This window comes from Bordetella ansorpii (assembly GCF_900078705.1).
In the GTDB taxonomy this organism is placed as follows: Bacteria; Pseudomonadota; Gammaproteobacteria; order Burkholderiales; family Burkholderiaceae_B; genus Bordetella; species Bordetella ansorpii_A.
The window spans coordinates 498,535-518,394 of sequence record NZ_FKIF01000002.1 but is presented as its reverse complement, the minus strand read 5'-3'; the positions used below and the strand labels follow the sequence as shown (position 1 = coordinate 518,394).

The following is a 19,860-nucleotide window of genomic DNA, read 5'->3' as shown; positions in this document are numbered from 1 at the left end:
CGCAGTATCAGCCCGCTGCGTTGTGCGCCAGTTCGTACAGCTCGAATTCGAAGCGGTAGATCGGATCGGTCTCGTAGTGGGGCGGATAGTTGCCGGGATGAGGTTCGCCGCCGTCCCGCAACGCCTGCTTCTCGTGGTCGGTCAGCACGGCGAAGCAATCCTGCGCGCTGTCGAACTCGGTCGCGTAGGCCTGATCCCGGCGCTGCTCGATCTGTTCCAGGGTCTTCAGGGTCGACAGCGTCTGCGCCTTGCGCACTCGCTCGGGCGACGCGTCCAGATCGAACGTGCCGATGTCCCCGTGGAAGATCACGAAGGCATTCGAGCCCGCCTCGTGGATCTTGGTCCTGTCCTGGTGCCCCGTCTCGGAGAGTTGGGCGTTGCCGGATGCCTTGGCCTTGGCCCAGGCGCCGAATCCCGTCGCGGGTCCTTCGGGTTCCTGGTGCAGCACGGTATAGGCCTTGCCGTTCTCGTCGAACGTCATCAAGGCGGTTCGCGCCCGCGCCTCTTCCAGTGCCCGCCCCTGCAGGCCGTCCGTGATGACTTCGGTGGGCATGTTGCTGCCCACGCCGCCATCCGTGAACGAGCGCGTGCCGCTGCCGTCGCCCGGATCGAAATCCACGGAGCGGAAGTACACCGGGATGCTCATGGAGATGCGCCCCGCGACGGCCACCGGCATGTCCGGCGTGTTCTGCGCGTTGAAATAGGTCTCCCGCTTGTTGGTGTTGTCCCAACCCGTCAGCGTCAGTTCCTTGAACTGCGCGGGCGCCAGCAGGTGCATCAGGTGCAGGTCCTTGAACGTGACCATCTGGCCCGTGCGATCGTCATCGAAGTCCTGGGTGCGCAACTGGTCCAGGCGTTCGATGGCGCTGTCGATCTCCTGCTCGCCGCCCAGGCTGGCGAGCTTGTCTCGCATGGCGGCCGGGTCCCAGTGCTTGTTCAGGTGCTGGGACACGCCACTGGCCGACGTCTGGTCCAGCAATTCGAGCGCGCGTCCCGCATGGAACCCCGTGCGCCAACTCACGTTGACCATGGGATAGCGCGTCTCGAAGTCTTCCGGCTTGCCCTTCAGTTCGTTCATGTCGACCGAGGCGGAGAACTCCTGGAAGGCATGCGCGTCCTGCCCGCAGGACAGGCACACCGCGGTCAGCGCGCCGGCGGACGTCCCTACCAGGTGCTTCAAGCCGCTGAGCATGCCGGCGCCCTGCATCTCGACCAGGGCCTCCGGATTGCCGATGCCCTTGGCGCCGCCGCCGCGGAACACCAGGTTCTCGATCTGCGGGGCCTGCCTGATCACGTTGAAACCGACCACTTCCTGGCCCGGGCCGAAGCGCGGCACCACCTGCGGGCGGATGTCCACCTGGCGATCCACCGTGAGCCTCGCGTGCGAGGCGTGGATCTGCAATTCCTGCAAGGCTTCCTGGGCGCGGGCGTTGGCCTTGGACACGGCCTCGCGCAGCACCTTGTCGGGCACCCGGCCATCGCCGCGTGCGATGGCTTCCTGCATGGCGGTGTCCAGCGAGTTTTCCAGGATCGAGGCGCACAGTTCCTGGGCGCGGACCTCGAAGCCCGCCTTGCTGTGTCCGGGCACGCCTGCCCCCAGCTGCGATACCTGGGCCTGGAAGAAGCCCTTGAACGCTTCACGCGTGTTGACCAGTTGCGTGGCGCTGCTGGTCGGCGTGCTGAAGATGCCCGCCAGTCTGGCGAAGCCCTTGGGGGTCTCGCCGCTGCGCTGGACCGCGTCGTTCCATTGCGCCGACAGGTGGCCTACATTGCCTAAAGGTGCGGTGACCATTACTCGTCTCCTTGGGGCGCGGCCGCCGGCGCGGCGGCCAGTTCATAGGTCAGGCGACCGTTCTCGAAGCCAATGGTGCGAACCAGTTCGCGGATGCGCCGGCCCTGATCGAGCATCCAGGTCAACCAGGCGCCGAAGGCCCCGCCCTCGAGGCGGTCCATGGCCTGGCTGGCGTGCACGACGATGAAATCGCGGCTGTCCAGACCCACGCGGAAAGGCTGTCCGGCCTGCGCGGTGCGGTTGAGCAGCAACAGCGTATCGACCAGGGCGCGGCGCGGCGCGCCGACGTACGCCGAGACGTCATGGCACCAGACGTCGACGCAGACATCCGCTCGCCTGGGGTGCCTGGATACGGTCACGCAGAGGTTGTCGTCGAACACCAGGTCGAAGCTGCGTGCGGACGTGGGAGCCACGTCGCCCAGGCTGGCGGCCAGGCGCTGGAAATCGGGATCGTCGAATTGCGGCATCTGTCTTTCCTTTGGAAGGCGGTGCTCAGACTCGCAACCAGCGAGCGGCCATGTCGATCGGCGACAGGGAGACGTCGTCCGACGCGGGCGTGTCGAAACGCTGCGCGGGCGCCGCGCAGCGTTCGAGCATCCGATCGAGCAGGAGCTCGACCGTGGCGGCGTCGACCGGCTCGGCCAGTTCCGCCAGGAGGCAATCCCGGCCTTCGTCGTCCAGTCCGCCGGCAAATGCCAGGGTGAAGCGGCTATCGGCGCCCACGCGCAGCAACGCCTCGCGGGCGGCAGCCTGCTGTTCCTCGGTGCGGCCCACGGCCAGCGTGGCCACGGACAGTCCGAGCGTGGACGGCACGGTGCGGCGCAACAGCCGGACCATGCGGTGTTCATCCACGGGCATGTGGACTTCCTGGCCGGGGGCCAGGGCCGCCGCGCCTTCGGCGATGGCCTGCGCGATCGCGGAAATCGAATTCATCGGGGCTCTCCATTCCAGCGGACGGGTTGCCGCTTTCCTGTGAGTAACCGAAACCCTGGGCGGGTTCCCGGGCCTGTTGGCCGCCGACCAGGCCACCCCCCTGTCCGGCTGGCGGGGAACATGGCCCCGAAAAGAAGAATCCCCATCCCGCGCGTGGCGGGACAGGGATTCGGCAAATGAAAAAGCCAGAAGCTTGGCGCCTCTGGCTTTTGACGTACGCGGGGAAACCGCGGGGCGTGACCGCCCCGCCGTCACGCCTGCATCAGATGATGCGGGCGGCTTCCACCAGGCGCACCACCGACCACGCCTTGGAGCGCGAGAGCGGGCGGCCTTCGGCGATTTCGACCGTATCGCCTTCGTTGTACTGGTTGGTTTCGTCGTGCGCCTTGTACTTGGCCGAACGCATGATGATCTTGCCGTAGATGGGGTGCTTGACGCGGCGTTCAACCAGAACGACGACGGTCTTGTCCATCTTGTTGCTGACGATCTTGCCGACCAGCGTACGTTGACGCTTGGCAACTTGGGTGTTTTGGGTTTCGCTCATTATCACTTCCCTGCCTTCTCGGTCAGCAGCGTACGGACGCGCGCGATGTCGCGGCGGACGTTACGCAGCTGGCGGTGGTTGGCAAGCTGCTGCGTGGCCTTCTGCATACGCAGGCCGAATTGGGCCTTCAGCAGGCTTTCGAGCTCTTTGCCGAGCTCGGCGGCATCCTTCGAACGGAGTTCGCTGGCTTTCATGTGGACTCCTTAAGAACCGATATGACGCGCAACGAACGTCGTGGAGATCGGCAGCTTGGCGGCAGCCAGGCGGAACGCCTCGCGCGCCAGCTCTTCGCTGACCCCTTCCATTTCGTACAGCACCTTACCGGGCTGGATCTCGGCGACCCAGTACTCCGGGTTACCCTTACCGTTACCCATCCGGACTTCAGCCGGCTTTTGCGAGATCGGCTTGTCGGGGAAGATACGGATCCAGATACGGCCGCCACGCTTGATGTGACGGTTGATGGCACGACGGGCGGCTTCGATCTGACGCGCGGTCAGACGGCCACGGCCGGTTGCCTTCAGGCCGAATTCGCCGAAGGAAACCGCAGCGCCGCGGGTAGCCAGGCCCGTATTGCGGCCTTTCTGCTCTTTGCGATATTTTCTGCGAGTAGGTTGCAGCATGGTTATTCTCCTTCAGGCGCCGGAGCAGCGTCCGCCTTGCGGGGACCACCACGACCACGGCCACCGCCACCAGGACGGCCCGCACGGGCGCCATCGGGACGATCGCCACGGGGGGCACGGCGCGGACGGCGCTCTTCTTCACGCGGAGCGGCGGTTTCCGGGGGCAGCTCGCCGTTGGCCAGCATGTCGCCCTTGTAGACCCAGACCTTGATGCCGATCACACCGTAGGTGGTGTGGGCTTCGGAGGTGCCGTAGTCGATGTTCGCCTTCAGCGTGTGCAGCGGCACACGGCCTTCGCGATACCACTCGGTACGCGCGATTTCGATACCGTTCAGACGGCCCGAGCTCATGATCTTGATGCCCTGGGCGCCCAGACGCATGGCGTTCTGCATGGCGCGCTTCATGGCGCGGCGGAACATGATGCGCTTTTCGAGCTGCTGCGAGATCGAGTCGGCGATCAGCTGAGCGTCGGTTTCCGGCTTGCGGATTTCCTCGATGTTGACGTGCACGGGCACGCCCATCAGACGCTGCAGATCGCTCTTCAGGCTTTCGATGTCTTCGCCGCGCTTGCCGATCACCACGCCCGGACGAGCCGAGTAGACGGTGATACGGGCGTTCTTGGCGGGACGCTCGATGACGACGCGACCGACGGAAGCGCTCTTGAGCTTCTTCTTCAGGTATTCGCGAACGCGGATGTCTTCGGCCAGCATGCCGCCGAAGGCCTTGTCGTCGGCGTACCAACGCGACGACCAGTTACGGGTGACCGCGAGACGGAACCCAGTGGGGTGAATTTTCTGACCCATCTTGACTCCTTAGGCTCCGACCTTGACCGTGATGTGGCAGGTCTGCTTCTCGATGCGGTTGCCGCGGCCCTTGGCGCGAGCCGAGAAGCGCTTCATCGATTGAGCCTTGTCCACGAAAATCGTCGTGACCTTCAGCTCGTCGATGTCGGCGCCGTCGTTGTGCTCGGCGTTGGCGATGGCGGACTCGACAGCCTTCTTCAGGATGCCGGCAGCCTTCTTCGGGGAAAACGTGAGGATGTTCAGCGCCTGAGCGACCGACTTGCCGCGGATCAGATCCGCGACCAGACGCGTCTTCTGAGCGGAGATGTGAACCCCACGGATAATGGCAGTAGTTTCCATCGCTTACCTCTTCGCCTTCTTGTCGGCGGCGTGACCCTTGAACGTACGGGTCAGCGCGAATTCGCCGAGCTTGTGGCCAACCATGTTCTCGTTGACGTACACGGGAACGTGTTGCTTGCCGTTGTGCACGGCAATCGTCAGACCGATGAACTCGGGCAGGATCGTGGAACGGCGCGACCAGGTCTTGATCGGCTTCTTGTCTTTGACCGCGACGGCAGTGTCCACCTTCTTGATGAGGTGGGCATCGACGAACGGGCCCTTCTTGATCGAACGTGACATAGTGTTCGCCTCTTACTTGCGCTTGCGCCGTTGGACGATCATGTTGTTCGTCCGCTTGTTGCGACGGGTCTTGAAACCCTTCGCCGGGGTACCCCACGGGCTGACCGGCTCGCGAGCTTCACCGGTACGGCCCTCACCACCACCGTGCGGGTGGTCGACCGGGTTCATGGCAACGCCGCGAACCGTCGGACGCACACCGCGCCAACGCATCGCACCGGCCTTACCGATCTGGCGCAGGCTGTGTTCTTCGTTACCCACTTCGCCGATGGTGGCGCGGCACTCGATGTGCACGCGGCGCACTTCACCGGAGCGCAGGCGGACCTGGGCGTACGTGCCTTCGCGAGCCAGCAGCACCGCGGATGCACCCGCCGAACGCACCATCTGGGCGCCCTTGCCGGGGATCATCTCGACGCAGTGGATCGTGGTACCGACCGGAATGTTGCGGATCGGCAGGGTGTTGCCGGCGCGGATCGGGGCTTCGACGCCCGACAGCACCGTTGCGCCCACTTCCAGGCCACGCGGAGCGATGATGTAGCGACGCTCGCCGTCGGCATAGCACAGCAGTGCGATGTGCGCGGTACGGTTGGGGTCGTATTCGAGACGCTCGACCTTCGCCGGGATGCCGTCCTTGTTGCGACGGAAATCGACGAGACGGTAGTGCTGCTTGTGACCGCCGCCCTTGTGGCGGATCGTGATGTGACCGTTGTTGTTACGGCCCGAACCACGGATCTGCTTTTCGGTCAGCGCGGCGAACGGTGCACCCTTGTGCAGCGAAGCGTTGACCACCTTGACCATGCCACGACGGCCGGCCGAAGTCGGTTTTACTTTAACGAGGGCCATTTACTTCACCTCCGCAAAGTCGATTTCCTGGCCTTCGACGAGCGAGACATAAGCCTTGCGCTCGCCGCGGCGACGACCGGTGAAACGGCCGAAGCGCTTGACTTTGCCCTTACGGTTGAGGACCTGCACGGACTCGACCTGCACCTTGAACAGCAGTTCGACGGCAGCCTTGATTTCCGGCTTGGTAGCGTCAGCCACGACACGGAAAGCGACTTGCTGATACTTCTCGGCGACGAACGTGGCCTTTTCGGTCACGACCGGCGCGAGAATGACTTGCATCAAGCGTTCGGCGTTCATCCCAGCATCTCCTCGAGTTGAGCGATGGCCGGCTTGGTGATCAGCACTTTCTTGTAGTGGATCAGCGACAACGGATCGGCATAACGGGGCTCGATCACGGCAACGTGCGGCAGGTTGCGCGTGGCGAGGTAAATATTTTCATCGACGGAGTCGGTGATGATCAGGACCGAATCCAGACCCAGCGACTTCAGCTTGTCAGCGGCGAGCTTGGTCTTGGGCGATTCGAGCGAGAACGTCTCGACGACGGCGATGCGGTCTTCACGAGCCAACTGCGACAGGATCGAGCGGATCCCGGCGCGGTACATCTTCTTGTTGACCTTCTGGCTGAAGTTTTCTTCAGGCGAATTCGGGAAGGTGCGACCACCCCCACGCCACAGCGGCGACGAGGTCATACCGGCGCGAGCGCGGCCGGTACCCTTCTGGCGCCAGGGCTTCTTGGTGGAGTGCTTGACTTCGGTACGATCCTTCTGGGCACGGTTACCGCTGCGTGCGTTGGCCTGGTAGGCCACGACGATCTGGTGAACCAGCGCTTCGTTGTAATCGCGACCGAAGACGGTGTCGGGCGCGCTGAACGTCGCGGCCTGACCTTGGTCATTCAGGAGCTTGAGATCCATGGTGCTTACGCCCCCTTCTTGGCCGGCGCCTTGATGGCCGGACGCACAATGACATCGCCGCCGGCGGAACCGGGGACGGCGCCCTTGACCAGCAGCAGGCCGCGCTCGGCGTCGACGCGCACCACGTCCAGGTTCTGGACGGTGCGGGTAACGTCACCCAGGTGGCCGGCCATGCGCTTGCCGGGGAAAATGCGACCGGGATCCTGCGCTTGACCGATCGAGCCGGGAACGCGGTGCGAACGGGAGTTACCGTGCGACGCGCGCTGCGAACCGAAGTGGTGGCGCTTGATGGTACCGGCGAAGCCCTTACCGATGGTGGTGCCCGTCACGTCGACCTGTTGGCCGGCTTCGAACACGGATTCCACGGCAACCACGGCGCCGGCCGTGAACTCGGCGGCGCGGGTGGGATCCAGGCGGAACTCTTTGAGGATGCTGCCGGCTTCGATGCCGGCTTTTGCGTAGTGGCCGGTCTGGGCCTTCGCGACGCGCGAAGCGCGGCGAGTGCCATAGGCCAGCTGAACGGCTGCATAGCCGTCGACTTCAGGCGACTTGACCTGAGCCACGCGGTTGTTGGACACGTCCAGCACGGTCACGGGGATGGATTCACCATCTTCCGTGAAAATGCGGGTCATGCCGACCTTGCGGCCCACCAGGCCCAGCCGATGGGCGGCCGGCGTGGGTGTCGGATTCGACATCGTTTTCTCCATTCCCGACTGCGATTGGTCGGGGCTAATCAGGCAAAGGTAAAGGCTTTTGCCCTACAAAGTGATGATTCCGGCGGATCCGAAGACCGGATCCCGCCAGCCGATCCGTCGTGCCCGCTGAGGTGTGCGGGCCTGACGGAAAGGGCCGTATGGACGGACCATGAGCGGCTATGCCAAAAATGGCAAGTCTCGAATGCTAGCATGGGAAAAAGCCAGATGGCAAGGCGATACCACTAACGCGCTGATTTCGTGTCGATTTTTCGACACGGCCCCTTTTCCCCTCCGGGCACGCCTATCGGTCGCGGGCCTCCGGCAGGCGGGCCCGCTGGCTGGCCGGCAATTCCCCATCGCCCAGCACCTGGATGGCGCTCTCGGGGCGGTAGCTGACGGGCCGCCCAGACGGGTCGCCCCGCCGCGCCGGCGCCTGGCCGGCGGACGGCTGGGCGGCGGCAGCGCCCGAGCCGTCCATGCCGAAGCCCAGGACCTGCACGGTCACGATGGACGGAAGCGCCTGCCGCGTCCTGTCGCGAGCGCGCGACACCGAGTCCTGCGCCGCCGTGGCCGCGCTGCTGGCCGCCGCGCTGGCGCTGGTCAGCGCGCCGGTATTGACCGACACGGCGACCGGCACGCCCTTGGACTCGCCCTCGACCTGGATGTTGGCCGCGTTGAGCACGCGCAAGGCGGCCACGTTGAAGTTGCCCGCCACGCGGATGCCCGCGTCGCCGGCGTTCACGGTGCCCCCCGGGGCGACCAGGTCCACGTCGCCCTCGCCCACGGTGCCGATGCCGGCGCCGCTCATGTCGCGCTTTTCCTCCACGGTGATGTTGCCGTCCAGGTCGGCGGAGACGGTCGGCGCCTGCGGGACGCGCACCGTCTTGGCGCCCCGGCCCGCGTCGATGTCCCCCCGCGTGGACCACAGCACCTGATCGCTGCCCAGCGGCTCGGCCTGCGACACAAAGGACAGGATGCGCGACCGGTTCACGATGATGTCCCGGTCCGCGTACACATTGATCTGCCCGGGCGAGGCCAAGGTGACCAGACCGTAGCCGTCAGGCACCGCCGCGCCCAGCGCCGCCGCCTGCAGGCCGCCCCCAGGGGTGAAGACGTTTATGTCGCCCCCTTGATGAGTGCGCGCCACCAGCCGCGTCAGGGCGACATTGCCGGACCCCGTCCAACTGCCGCGCCAATCGTCCGGCAGGTCCTGCGCGTAGCGCACGGGCTGGCCCTCGGCCGCCGCGCCGCGGAACAGCGTGTCGATGGCCGCGTACCCCCGGCGGTAGCCGCCGTTGCCGGGCGCGTTCTGCGCATCCACGTCGTTCTGGTCGCGGCCGCCCTGCCGCAATTCGTAGAGGAACACCTGGCGCAGGAACTGCTGGCGAACCAGCGCGGGCAATCGTTGATAGTGCTCCCATGCCTGCTGCTCGGTGAGCTTGCCGTCCTCGGAACCGGTCAGGCTGGCGACCTTTTCGGCCCCCAGCATGCCTTCCATGAAGGAGACCAGGCCACGGCGGCCGAGCTTGTTCAGATCGCCGCGGACTTCCACCCCATCGGTCAGGTACAGCGGCGCCACCGTTCCATCGGCCAGCGTGGTCTTCAGGTAGGCGGGCATGGCGGCCACGTTGGCGGGGTCCAGATAGGCCTGTTCGAAGGTCGCGTAACTGGGCGCGGCATTCATGCCGGCCATCAAGGTGATGTTCGCGCCGGTCTCGGGCAGCGCCTTGATGGCGTTCGGCTCCTCGACGCGCGGCATTGCCCCGACGTAGTCCCAATAGCGGTTGGCGTTCGAATACAGCGACAGGTTGTTGCCCTGGATGTCGCGCCCGGCCAGCAGCAGCAGTTCCCCCGGCCCTTGCAGCGCGGCGCGGCTGCCCCGGTCGTAGTAATAGGTCTGCGCGCTGCCGCCATACGGCGTGTAGGGGTGCGACAGGGGCCTGTTCTCGATCGCCAGGATGTCGTTGCCCGCCGCCAGCAAAGTGGTGTCGGTGGCGCGCAGGTTGCGACCGCTCAATTCGACGTTGCGGATGTCGGTGCCGGCCTGCACGCGTACCGACTCCGACGCGATCAGATTCAGGTCGGTGATGGAACCGCTGGCCGCATACAGGCGGCTGGGCGCGAAGTCATGCACCTGCATGGGCAAGGTATCGGGATTGTCGAACACCGTTCCGTTCAGCACATTCGTCAGGAACGTATTCGACAGATAGGGGCCCTTCAGCGGGGTCCCGAACGCCGACCCGCCGCTGAGCATCGTCGTGAGCCCGTTCCAGGACGTGAGTACCGACGGCCATCTGTCCAGCGTCGCCTGAGACATGACGATGGCGCCGGTACTCAGCGGACCGTTGCCGCGCAGGAAGCGCAGGTCCTGGGCGGCCAGCAGGGACAGGTCGCTGGTGGCCGCCGGCGCCATCGCCAGCAACCCGCCCACCTCGATGCTCCCGCCCAGGGCCGATACGCTGACCTTGGCCGGGTACAGGCCCAGCCTGTCCGACTGAAGCTTGGTGTCCGTCACGCCGCTGACCAGCTGGGTGGTATTGCCCGTGGTGTTGCCCGCCACGAATTCCGACTGGTTCTCAAGCCGCACATTGCCACCGGTGGACACCAGTTTCAGCGCGCTGCGTTCGGTGTAGCTGCTCATGAAGAGCCCGTGGCTGGCCGAGCCCGAGACGTCCCGGTCGGCCTGATCGACATAGGCACGGCGTATTTCCATGGGATCGATCACGGTCTGCACGACCAGATCGCCCAGCGTCTTGAACGTGAGCGTGGCGTCGGACAGCGCCAGCACGGGCGCGATGTCGTAGCGATACGCGGAGAAGGGCCATGTGGTCGACGTGCCGGTCAGCGTATAGCCGGCGCCGCTTGCCCCGGCCTCGATATATCCCGCGCCGCGGCCCACGTAGTATTGGCCCGCCTTCAGGGTGCCCCCCGCCGTGACACGCAGTTGCCCCCCATTGCGGCTGACGATGGCGGCCGCCGCATCGCTGGCGGCGCGCCCGCCCGTCACGCGCATGGTGCTGGGCAAGGCCACGACCAGGTTGACCAGATCGCCGCCCGCGGCAAGCCGCACGTTGCCGCCGCCGAGCGCGCCCAGCCCCTGCTCGAAACTCGCGTAGTTCACCCACCAGCTCGGTTGCTGGCCCTGGGCGGACATGCTCGGTGGAATGTCCCACGGATTGCCGATCTGGTACGCATCGTAGTAACCGGTGGGGCTGGAAGCGTCGCCGCCATAGCGCCCCTGGCGGAACAGCCATTCGGTCAGGATCTGATCCGATCGCGACCCCTGGACGATGGGCGCCCGCACGCTGCCTTGCGCCGCGATGTCGACGTGGCCGCCGTCGGCGCCGTACTGGGCGCCGCTGCTTGCGGTGCTGAAGCCCCCGCCCAGCGTCGGGTCCGCTTCGGCCCGCCCCGCCGTGTACAGCACGGATTCCTTGTGCGCCAGTATCACGTCGCGCCCGGCGCGTACGGTCAGGTCGCCCGTGCCGGTGCGCACCAGCTTGCCCGCGCCGCCACTACCCGGCGTGACATCGGCCGTGCCCACGCGCAGCGTGCCGGCATCGGCCGCCAGCGCGCCTGGCGACTGCACGGCCAGCGCATCGACCGAGGCCAGGTCCGCGCCCGCCACCAGGCGCAGGTTCCACGACGCGGCGCCGGTCAGCCGGCCCTCGCGCCCCGCCGCATCGAAGCCATCGCTCAGGTGGCCATCGAGGTTGAGGTTGCCCGCCGCGCGCAGCGTCAGCGTGCCTTCCCGGTGCGCCGCGCCGAAGTCGCCATTCAGGTTCCAATCGCTGCCCAGGGTCAGGTCGCCGGCGCTGGTGATGTCGATACCCGCCGCCAGGGTGTAGGCGCCCGCATTGCCCCCCAGGCCGGGCAGGATGCCGGGGTTGCCCGCAAAGGCATTGGCCTGGTCGATGGCCAGGGCCTTGACGGATTCCACGGTGCCATCCGTGCTGGCGTAGCTGCGCACACCTTCCAGCACGGCGAAACGGGCGCCCTGTACGGAGGCCCCCAACGCCGTGACGTTCACGCCGTCGTTGCCCGCATTGCGCTGCGCCCGCAGCCGCAGCCTGCCGCCCTCACCGCCGCTGAGGTCCAGCGTGCCGCCAGCCAGTTGCAGGCTGCCGTTGATGGCCTCCAGGGTGATGCGGCCTCCGCCCACGCCGTCGATGGTGTCGGTGGCGCGGGCAGCCAGCATCGCGCCGCCCCGCATGGCCAGGCCGCCCCCGCCCACCAGGCGGATGCTGCCGCCGTAGGTGGCGCTGGCGTCGACATGCGCCGTGCCGTCGACGGTAATCGAGCCGCGATCGGTGATGACTTCGAAGTCCGCCACCTGCGTGGCGCCCGAGATGACCAGGTCCCCTTCGCGGATGCGGAATTGCCGCGACTGGCTGAAGCCCGTCTGGTTGAGCATCTGCGCCAAGGTGCCGAAATCGGCCAGCTGATCGATGGCCAGCGCGAAGCGGCCGCCGCTCCCGCTGCCCGCGGCCGCGCCCGAACGCGCCTGCAACGTGCCGCCGAAGTTCACTCGCCCGCCGGCCGAGGCGTCGACCGTCAGGTTGCCGGCGTCGCCGCCATTCCGATGGGCCGACAGGTCCAGCAGGCTTCCCGGCGCCAGGTCGATCGAGCCGCCACGGGTGGCCAGGCTGATCTGGCCGGCATCCACGTATTGAGGCACGTCGAAGAACACTTGTTCAAGGCCGCCCACGCGCAGGCTGCCTTGCTCCGTGACCGCCAGGTCGCCCGTGCCGGCATCCACCGAGACGCTGCCGCCCAGTGCCAGCACCGGCAAGGCGACGGTGACGCCCTGGCCGGAGAGACTCAGGCGAGCGCCCAGGCTGCGCGCGCCCAGCTCCGTGATGGCGGTGGCGTCCATGTCCGCCGTGCGCTGCAGCACCAGTTGGCCTTGCGTGCGCAGCGTCTGGTCGGCCCCGGCGCCGCCCTGCAGCACCGGCGCGCCCAGCGTCAGCAGCGCGGCGCCGGCATCCAGGCCGCCGCTGCCTTCGCCCACGATGCGCTGACGCCCCGCCAGCAGCACGTGGCCGAACCCGGATATGGACTTGTTGCCGGCGCCCAGCACCAACTCGTCGGCCGTCAGTTCCAGGCGGCCGCTGCCCACGCCGGCGCCAGCGGCCTGCGCCCCGGTGTTCTGCAGCGTCAGGCGGGTGGCCTGCACCTGCACGGCGCCGGCGCCGACACCGTGCAGCGCCGCGGCATCGAGCACGACCTGAGCCAGATTGCGCATGTCCAGAGCGCGATAAAAATCCAGGCTGCTGTAGCTGTGCAGCGTCAACGCCTGCGTCCGCGACAACTGGGCCAGCGCGTCGGCGTCCAGCACCAGGCCGGCGGAGCCCCCGCCAATGCCGATGCGGCCCGCGGCCACCGACAGGGCCGTGCCGGAGAGCTGGGCGCCCGCCGCCATCTCTGTCGTGTTGGTGGCATCGATCAGCAATGCCGCGCCACCGTCCAGCCGGGCGCCCGCGCCGATGCGCACCTGCCCGCCCGTCGTGGTGTCCACGTTCTGGCGCAACGCCCGCACCGCCGTGCCGCTGCTCACGCGCACCAAGGCGCCCCAGTCCTTGGAAGGCGTGACGATGTAATCGTCGTTGGTGTCGTTCGGCGTGTTGTTGTCGTTCCACTGGGCCGCCGCCTGCGGCTTGAGCACCAGTGCCGTGTCCTCGCCGGAAGCCTGGCCGTCCGCGCGCAGGACGCTGCCCGATTCGATCGACACCAGATTCGTGGCGGCCAGGATCACTTCGGGACCGCTCAACGCGGAGTCCGCCGAGTTGCGCAGCACGACGTCGCTGGCGGCAACGTCCACTTGCAGGCCCTGCGCGTCGCCCGTGCGCGTGCCGCCCACCAGCAGGCTGCCCGCGCCGAAGCGCGTCAGGCTGCCCGCGTCCACGACCAGGTAGCCGGCGGCACGCAGATCGCTGCCGTCCTGGCCGGCGCCCACGATGGCGATCCTGTCGGCGGAGATGTCCACCAGGCTGCCACGGCCGCCCTCGCCAGGCTGCGCGCGCAACTGGCCATCCAGAACCAGGGAGCTGGCGGCCTTGAAGACCACCGCGCCGCCGTCGCGCGGCAACCGCGGGGTGACGACGTCCTGTCCCGTCAGGCGGTACTGCGTCAGCTTGAAGGCGTCCGAGGCGAAGAAGGCGTTGCCCTGGGCCTCGTTGAATTCGCTGACCTTGCGCACCAGATCGCCCGGGGACACGCGCCAGACCGACGAGGTGGCATCCTGCGCGCCGCTGATGGAGTCGTGCATCCGGCCGGCCACGAGCACCGAGCCTTCGCGCAGGCGGGCCACGTCTGCTGACGACGCGGCGCCCGCCGGCATGGCCTGTCCCGTGGCCTGCACCGCAAAGGCGCCAGGCAGCATGGCATAACGCGCCGGCAGCAGCGTGTACCAGCCCGCCTCCAGGCCACCGCCGGCCAGCCATACCTTGCGGCCCGCGGCGTCCCCGCCAGCGGACACCTCGGGCGACAGCCCGCTATAGCGCGGCAGCACCGCGTACATGCCCGGCAGCGTCAGCGCGTCGTGCGAGCCGCCCGAGCCCGGCACGTGCTCCCAGGCGTACAGCTCGCCGCCGCCCGCGATATCCACCACCGCCCCCGCGGCCATGCTGATGTCCGGCGCCTGCAGGGACACGCGCTTCTCGGGCAGCGACGACAGATAGCGGTTCTCGTCCAGGACATTGGCGTCGCTGGGATGGGTTCGGCTGCGGCCCTGCGGGTTGGCCGGATCCAGCCAGTATTCGGCATTGCGCAGCGTGCCGTAGAGCACGCCCAGGCCCGCGCCGGAGACCGAGGTCAGGCTGGCATCGCCCAGCACCAGGCGGTCGCTGGCGTCCAGCACGATCTGGCCGAAGGGCGCCCGCAGCACGCCCGTCTGCTCGATCACGGGCGCGCTCAGCGTCAGGCTGCCGCCGGCCGACAGCGGCGCCTCGGCGTTGCCGTTGCCGCGCACCGTGATGGACTGGCCCGACACGATCCGCGCCGTGACCGCCGTGCCCGGATAGACCTGCGCGGCCCGGATTTCCAATGCCCCATCCACGTCCAGCGTGGCCCGCAGATTGGCGTCGTCGTAGTCAGCGCCCCCTTCGCTGTACAACCCCGCCACGAAGCGCAGGTCGCCGGTCTCCAGCACGGTGCGCTCGAATCCCCGCAGATTCACGTTGACCGATTGCGAGGCATCGCCCTTCACGCTGCTGCCCGCGATGTCGAGGACCTGGCTGGCCGACAGGATCAGTTCTCCCGCATTGACCGCGGCGGCGCCGACCGTGCCTGCCAGGGGCCTCAGCTGCAGCGCGTGGGCGTGCAGGCGTGCCGTACCGCCCTTGCCGTCGCTCTTGATGACCGGCGCGGTGATGCGCAAGCGGCCCTCGACATTCAGATCCACGCCGCTGGAAACCTGCACCCCCACCTGCGTGGATTGCAGGCTCAGCGCGGAAATGCCCGTGTTCCGCAGCGACGCCGCCGATACGTGCAGGGTGCTGTCCGACGTGGCGATGCGACCGATGTTGATCTTGTGGCTCAAGGCCGTCCCGGTGCCGCTCCAGAAATACTTGTTGAGCAGCTCGACCACCCGCGGATCGATGGACGTGTTGTATTCCCACGCCGCCATGCCCTGGCCGGACCCGCTGGCCGCCGCCACGCCCGCGTCGATGACCATCCCGTTGCTGCTGGAAACCAGCGCCGGCAATGTGCCGTTGATCGCCGTGCGCATTGCGCTGGCCATCCTGACGTCGCCGACGTACTCGTCGAACACGTCGAGGTTGGCGCTCGTGCCGATGACGCGGGTGTACTGTACGCCGTCGAACGTGTGCGTACCGGTCATTCCGGCGGGTGTCCGGTAAAAAAGGAACGACCCGATGTCAGGCGTCACCAGGTCCCCGGACGGGCTGCCGGCCGAGCTGGTGTCCACGATGGACAGGGAGCCGCCCGCCGCCAGCGCATCGCCGCCGTGGGCGCGCAGCGTGGTGTTGAAGGCGCCGCCCGCCGACACCGTGACCGCCACCTCGCCGCCATCGCTGCCCAGTTGCTGCGCCGCGCGCCGGTTGGGGCCAAGCACGCCCGCTTCGCGAGCCCAGTATTCCACTGTGCCGCTGGCGCCGGATACGTCGATCGACGAGCCTGCCCGCGCGTCGAGCGAACCCGCCGTCAGCGAGACCGTGCCGCCCGCGAGAACCTTGCCCCGCTGCAACTGCGTCACCGGATCGTAGAAAACTTGCGCCACGCCGGGCAGCAGCAGTTCCGCCCCCTCGGCCAGCGTCAACGAGGTGATGGCCCGGATGTCCACCGTGCCCGCCGGCGCGACGATGCGGCCCGCGATGGTGGCTTGCCCGGATCCGCCCGCATCCAGGGACACGGAGCCCCCGGGTTCCACCTGCACGAGGGAGCCCGCCTCGATGCGGATGCTTCCACCGGAGACGCCGGTGGCCAGCGACACGCCGCCGGGCGCGCGCGCGGCGCGGACGTCTCCGGGCAAGGCATCGAGCGCCACGGGGGCCAGCACGCTGCCCAGGGATTGGCCGCTGGGCAGCGCCCGCCACGCCAGCGGCGCCGACATGTCCCACACCGAGGGCAGGACGCGGACTTGCGCCCCCTGCGCGACCACGACATCCCCGCCGAGCGAGCGGACGCTGATCGTGCCGAAGCCGCGCTCGCTGAACAGGGTCTCGGGCAGATGCAGGGTTTCCGTGGCGCCGGGGACCGCTTCCCCCCCGGGCGCCGCGCCGCCCAGTTGCACATCGCTGGTGGCCATGATGCTGAGCCGGGAGGCGTTGCCCCCCGACCAGCCTCGCAGGTCCAGCGTATCGAGCGCGGCGCTGTCGAACGCCATCAGGCTGGCGCTACCGCCGTTGCCGGCCCGCATCTTGCCGCCACGGCCGTCCGGGCCGGCGTCGGGCAGCCAGCCGCCGCCGGATACGTCCACCACCGCGCCCGCCGCCACGTCCACCTTGCCGTACACCGTGCCCAGGCCTTCTTTCACGGGCGTGCCCAGCACGATGCCGCCGCCGTGGATGGCGCGGCCCAGCGTGGCGCCGCCGCTGGCGGTGTCGTTTATCCACTGGCCCGCCGTGCTCAGCACGCTGTTCGCGCCCAGCCGCAGCACGCTGTCCGCGACCCCGCCCGCGCTCAGGGTGATGCTGCCGCCCGGTGCGATGAGGCTGCCCTGGATGTCGAAATCGCCGGGGTTGCCCGAGCCGTCATAGACCTGGGCCACGAAGCGGGCGCCCGGCGCCAGGTTCACCACGGCGCCTTCTTCCAGGTTGAAACCGGTGGTCAGGTTCAATTCGATGGAGCCCATGCCGGAATGGCTGAGCGAAGCGGCCGACAGCCAGGTGGTCCGGCCCGCGCCCGCGGCGGTGCCCGCGGACTGGCCTTCCTCCTCGGTCAGGAAGGCATCCTTGCCCAGCGGGCTGTCGATGGTGAAGTCTTCGGGCAACAGCGTAGGCGTATTGCCGATGATGACCTTGCCCAGGGTCCACAGACCTTCCTGCGCCCGGTTGGAGCCGATCAGCAACCGGCCGGCCTGGGGCAGGTCGGCCAGTTCCTGCGCGCGGTCGCCCGGCTGCACCGAGCCTTTCATCTCGCCTTCCAGAATGAAGGCGCTGCCGGCCAGGATTTCGATCGAGCCCGCCTCTCGCCCTTCGGCGTAGCCACGCTCCCAGCGCCGTGCGGGCAACACGGGATTCAGGAAAGTGCGCGTGACGCCCCAGCGCGCGTGCATCGCCTGATACTGGCCCGCGATACCGACGTAGATCATGTCCGCCGGAGCGGACGACATCGGGTACAGGCGCCCGTCCGCGCCGCGCAGCAGGGTCTCGGTATTCCAGCCGTCGCTGTATCGCACCGAACCGCCGGAGACGTCCAGAATGGAGCCCGGCCGCGTGATCATCGAGCCGTTGGACTGGATCGTGATGCTGCCGCCCCGGGCCGCCAATTCGGACAGGGTGACCAGGCCATTGCCGACCCAACCCGTCACGTCCGCCAGCGGCGTGCCGATCCAGGCGCCCTTGACCACCTTGCCCGAGCCGTCGGTCACCCATTCCACGCCCCCCATCAGGCCATCGAGGGTGCCCGACTTGCGCCGGTCCACGATGACTTTTCTGCCGTAAAGCCAGGTGCCCGACTGCTGATGAGAGTCGCGCAATTCATTGATGCGCAGTTCGGCCTCGACGAAGTTGGAGGCCATGTCCACCGGCATCTCCAGCAGGCCGGCGGTGCTGATGGTGGCGTTCTCTCCGACGAGAACACGGCTGCCGTCGCCGAATTGAAGGTGGCGCAGCAGGGCCGCGGGATTGGCCTGGGCCTGGATGTCGATCTCGCCCGCCGCGGCGGTGACCTGGGCGCGGGCCTGCACGTCGATGGATTTGCCGTAGAGCTCGATGCGGCCGGGCTGATAGCGGTTCGCCAGCGCGCTGCTTTCGATCTGCGTGGCGTCCTGCCAATCGTTGACGACCTGGGTGATGCTGTCCGGGCCCAGGGTCAGCGCGCCCCCCGACCACGCCACCAGATGCGAGGCAGAGGCGGCGAGGTTGTTGTCGATGTTGTAGACGCCCTGGCCCCACGCACGCAGGCGGATGGAGCCCGCCCGGTTGTTCAGCGCCGTGCTGGCCTGCAGCACGCCGTTCTGGTTGATCTCGCGCGATACCAGCGTGATGTCGCCATGATCGGCCTGCACGATGCCGGTGTTGAGCACGCTGTAACCGACCTCTGCCGCGCGCTGCTCCATCCGCGGCATGATGTCGGACACGATTCGTCCGATCAGATACTGCTGGAAGGCGGGGTCCGTGCGCGGCTCGACCAGGAACCTGGCCGGGAAGGCCCAGGGCCGCACCGACGAGACCACGGCATCGAAGCCGCGCACGGTGGGATCGTTCGCCTTGGCTTCCAGCCAGACGTTCTCGCCCGCGGCCATCAAGGTCTGGCCGTCCGGCGTGCGGATGCTGCCGGCATTGCTCACCTTGGGCGCGAACAGCAGCACATGGCCGCCCTGCGCCTTGATCTGCGCGCCGGCCTGCACCTTGACATCGCCCGGCGCCGCGCCCGGATCGAACGCAGGCCCCATGTCGGCGAACTGGACGGACGAGTCGGCCGGCAAGTTCGTGGGGTTTTCGCCGAAGGTGGGAATGCCGACCGCGATCTCCAGGCCGCTCCAGTAGCCGGGATCGCCCGTGTTCGCCCCGAGCCGTACATTCAGGCCCGCCCTGAACTGCTCGTCCGTCAGCTTCAGGCTGGAGGCCACCAGGCTGCGGGTGTTGATCTGGCTGGTTCCGGTGAAGACGATGCCGTTCCGGTTGATGAGATACACACTGCCTTCGGCCTTGATCTGGCCCGCGATCTCGCTGGGTCTGCCGCTGGGATCGGTGATGCGGTTGAGCACCGCCCAGTCATTGCGCCCCGTCCTGGCATCCGTGCCCGCGCTCTGGTCGAAATGCACCGTGGTGTTTCTGCCGACGTTGAAGGTCTTCCAGTTCAGGATGGCCTTGGCCTTGTCCTGCCTGATGGCGACTTCGGTGCGGCCCTGCGCTTGCAGCACGCGCAATGTCTGCTCTGCGCCGTCCCATCCCGCGGCCAGGTCCTGCTGCAGGCCCCCGGGCGTCACGCCATCCGGAATGGACGAGGCGCCGGCCAGCATCTTGTCGCGCTCGCGCTGCTGGCGCGCCATCTCGGCGGCGATCACCTGCGCCGTGCGGCCCGCGTTGGCGACCATTCTCCCGGCCTGCTCGGCGGCCAGCCGCTGATTCGCCGACTGCGTGGACGCGGCCTGGGCCCGCTGCCGGGCCCGCGCGGCATTGAGGCCCGCGGCGCCGGAGACGTTTTCCCGGCCGGCCCCCTGCACCGCCCACCAGGCGCCGGCGGCATGGGCCTCGATGGGAGAACTCAGGCCGCCGGCCAGCAGCAACGCCGCCAGGGCGGCATGCAGCGCCGTGGGCTGCAAGGAGAAGACCGGGACGGCGGCGCGGGACACAGGACGAACGGGCATGGAAGGGGTTCCGGAAAAACTTGGGCCATCGGCCCCGCCGCGAAGCAAGACCGTTACCCCGCATAGACGCGCGGGCGCCCGGCATCCGGAAGCTCGTCCCTGATTAAAT

14 protein-coding genes are annotated in these 19,860 nt (G+C 67.9%); all 14 read right to left on the bottom strand.

Translation table 11 applies throughout. The features are described from left to right. Window positions 1-7: 7 nt before the first annotated feature. The gene (locus A6745_RS06000; protein ID WP_066124725.1) at window positions 8-1,792 is read right to left on the bottom strand and encodes a patatin-like phospholipase family protein; all 1,785 of its coding nucleotides are present in this window, start codon (window positions 1,790-1,792) and stop codon (window positions 8-10) included. Continuing rightward, window positions 1,792-2,259 carry a type III secretion system chaperone gene (locus A6745_RS05995; protein WP_066124724.1) on the bottom strand — a complete coding sequence of 156 codons (468 nt, stop codon included), beginning with the start codon at window positions 2,257-2,259 and terminating at the stop codon, window positions 1,792-1,794. Before A6745_RS05995 ends, A6745_RS06000 begins: the two co-directional genes overlap by 1 nt. Window positions 2,260-2,284: 25 nt before the next feature. Further along, the gene (locus tag A6745_RS05990) at window positions 2,285-2,725 is read right to left on the bottom strand and encodes a hypothetical protein (RefSeq protein WP_066124723.1); all 441 of its coding nucleotides are present in this window, start codon (window positions 2,723-2,725) and stop codon (window positions 2,285-2,287) included. A 262-nt stretch (window positions 2,726-2,987) separates the two neighbouring features. Beyond that, window positions 2,988-3,269, bottom strand: coding sequence for a 30S ribosomal protein S17 (gene rpsQ / locus A6745_RS05985; protein ID WP_066124719.1), 282 nt, complete (start codon window positions 3,267-3,269; stop codon window positions 2,988-2,990). Between the two features lie 2 nt (window positions 3,270-3,271). Further along, window positions 3,272-3,463, bottom strand: coding sequence for a 50S ribosomal protein L29 (rpmC, locus tag A6745_RS05980; protein ID WP_066124717.1), 192 nt, complete (start codon window positions 3,461-3,463; stop codon window positions 3,272-3,274). Window positions 3,464-3,472: 9 nt separating this feature from the next. Then, window positions 3,473-3,889, bottom strand: a complete 417-nt coding sequence (gene rplP, locus A6745_RS05975; RefSeq protein WP_066124716.1) for a 50S ribosomal protein L16 — start codon at window positions 3,887-3,889, stop codon at window positions 3,473-3,475. A 2-nt stretch (window positions 3,890-3,891) separates the two neighbouring features. Then, a complete protein-coding gene (gene rpsC, locus A6745_RS05970; protein WP_066124714.1) occupies window positions 3,892-4,692 on the bottom strand; it encodes a 30S ribosomal protein S3 in 801 nt (266 codons plus the stop codon). Window positions 4,693-4,701: 9 nt separating this feature from the next. Continuing rightward, entirely contained in the window at window positions 4,702-5,031 is a 330-nt protein-coding gene (gene rplV, locus A6745_RS05965) for a 50S ribosomal protein L22 (RefSeq protein ID WP_066124713.1), read from the bottom strand. Between the two features lie 3 nt (window positions 5,032-5,034). Beyond that, a complete protein-coding gene (gene rpsS / locus A6745_RS05960; RefSeq protein ID WP_066124710.1) occupies window positions 5,035-5,310 on the bottom strand; it encodes a 30S ribosomal protein S19 in 276 nt (91 codons plus the stop codon). Window positions 5,311-5,322: 12 nt separating this feature from the next. Beyond that, on the bottom strand, window positions 5,323-6,150 hold the full coding sequence (rplB, locus tag A6745_RS05955) for a 50S ribosomal protein L2 (RefSeq protein WP_066124708.1): 828 nt from the start codon (window positions 6,148-6,150) through the stop codon (window positions 5,323-5,325). Next, window positions 6,151-6,447 carry a 50S ribosomal protein L23 gene (gene rplW, locus A6745_RS05950; RefSeq protein WP_066124704.1) on the bottom strand — a complete coding sequence of 99 codons (297 nt, stop codon included), beginning with the start codon at window positions 6,445-6,447 and terminating at the stop codon, window positions 6,151-6,153. Continuing rightward, window positions 6,444-7,061: a 50S ribosomal protein L4 gene (gene rplD / locus A6745_RS05945; RefSeq protein ID WP_066124703.1), complete on the bottom strand. Its 618-nt coding sequence runs from the start codon at window positions 7,059-7,061 to the stop codon at window positions 6,444-6,446. The genes rplW and rplD overlap by 4 nt, the downstream gene beginning before the upstream one ends. A gap of 5 nt (window positions 7,062-7,066) precedes the next feature. Next, the gene (gene rplC, locus A6745_RS05940) at window positions 7,067-7,756 is read right to left on the bottom strand and encodes a 50S ribosomal protein L3 (protein WP_066124699.1); all 690 of its coding nucleotides are present in this window, start codon (window positions 7,754-7,756) and stop codon (window positions 7,067-7,069) included. Between the two features lie 301 nt (window positions 7,757-8,057). Beyond that, a complete protein-coding gene (locus A6745_RS05935) occupies window positions 8,058-19,751 on the bottom strand; it encodes a filamentous haemagglutinin family protein (RefSeq protein ID WP_082852911.1) in 11,694 nt (3,897 codons plus the stop codon). Between the last annotated feature and the right edge of the window lie 109 nt (window positions 19,752-19,860).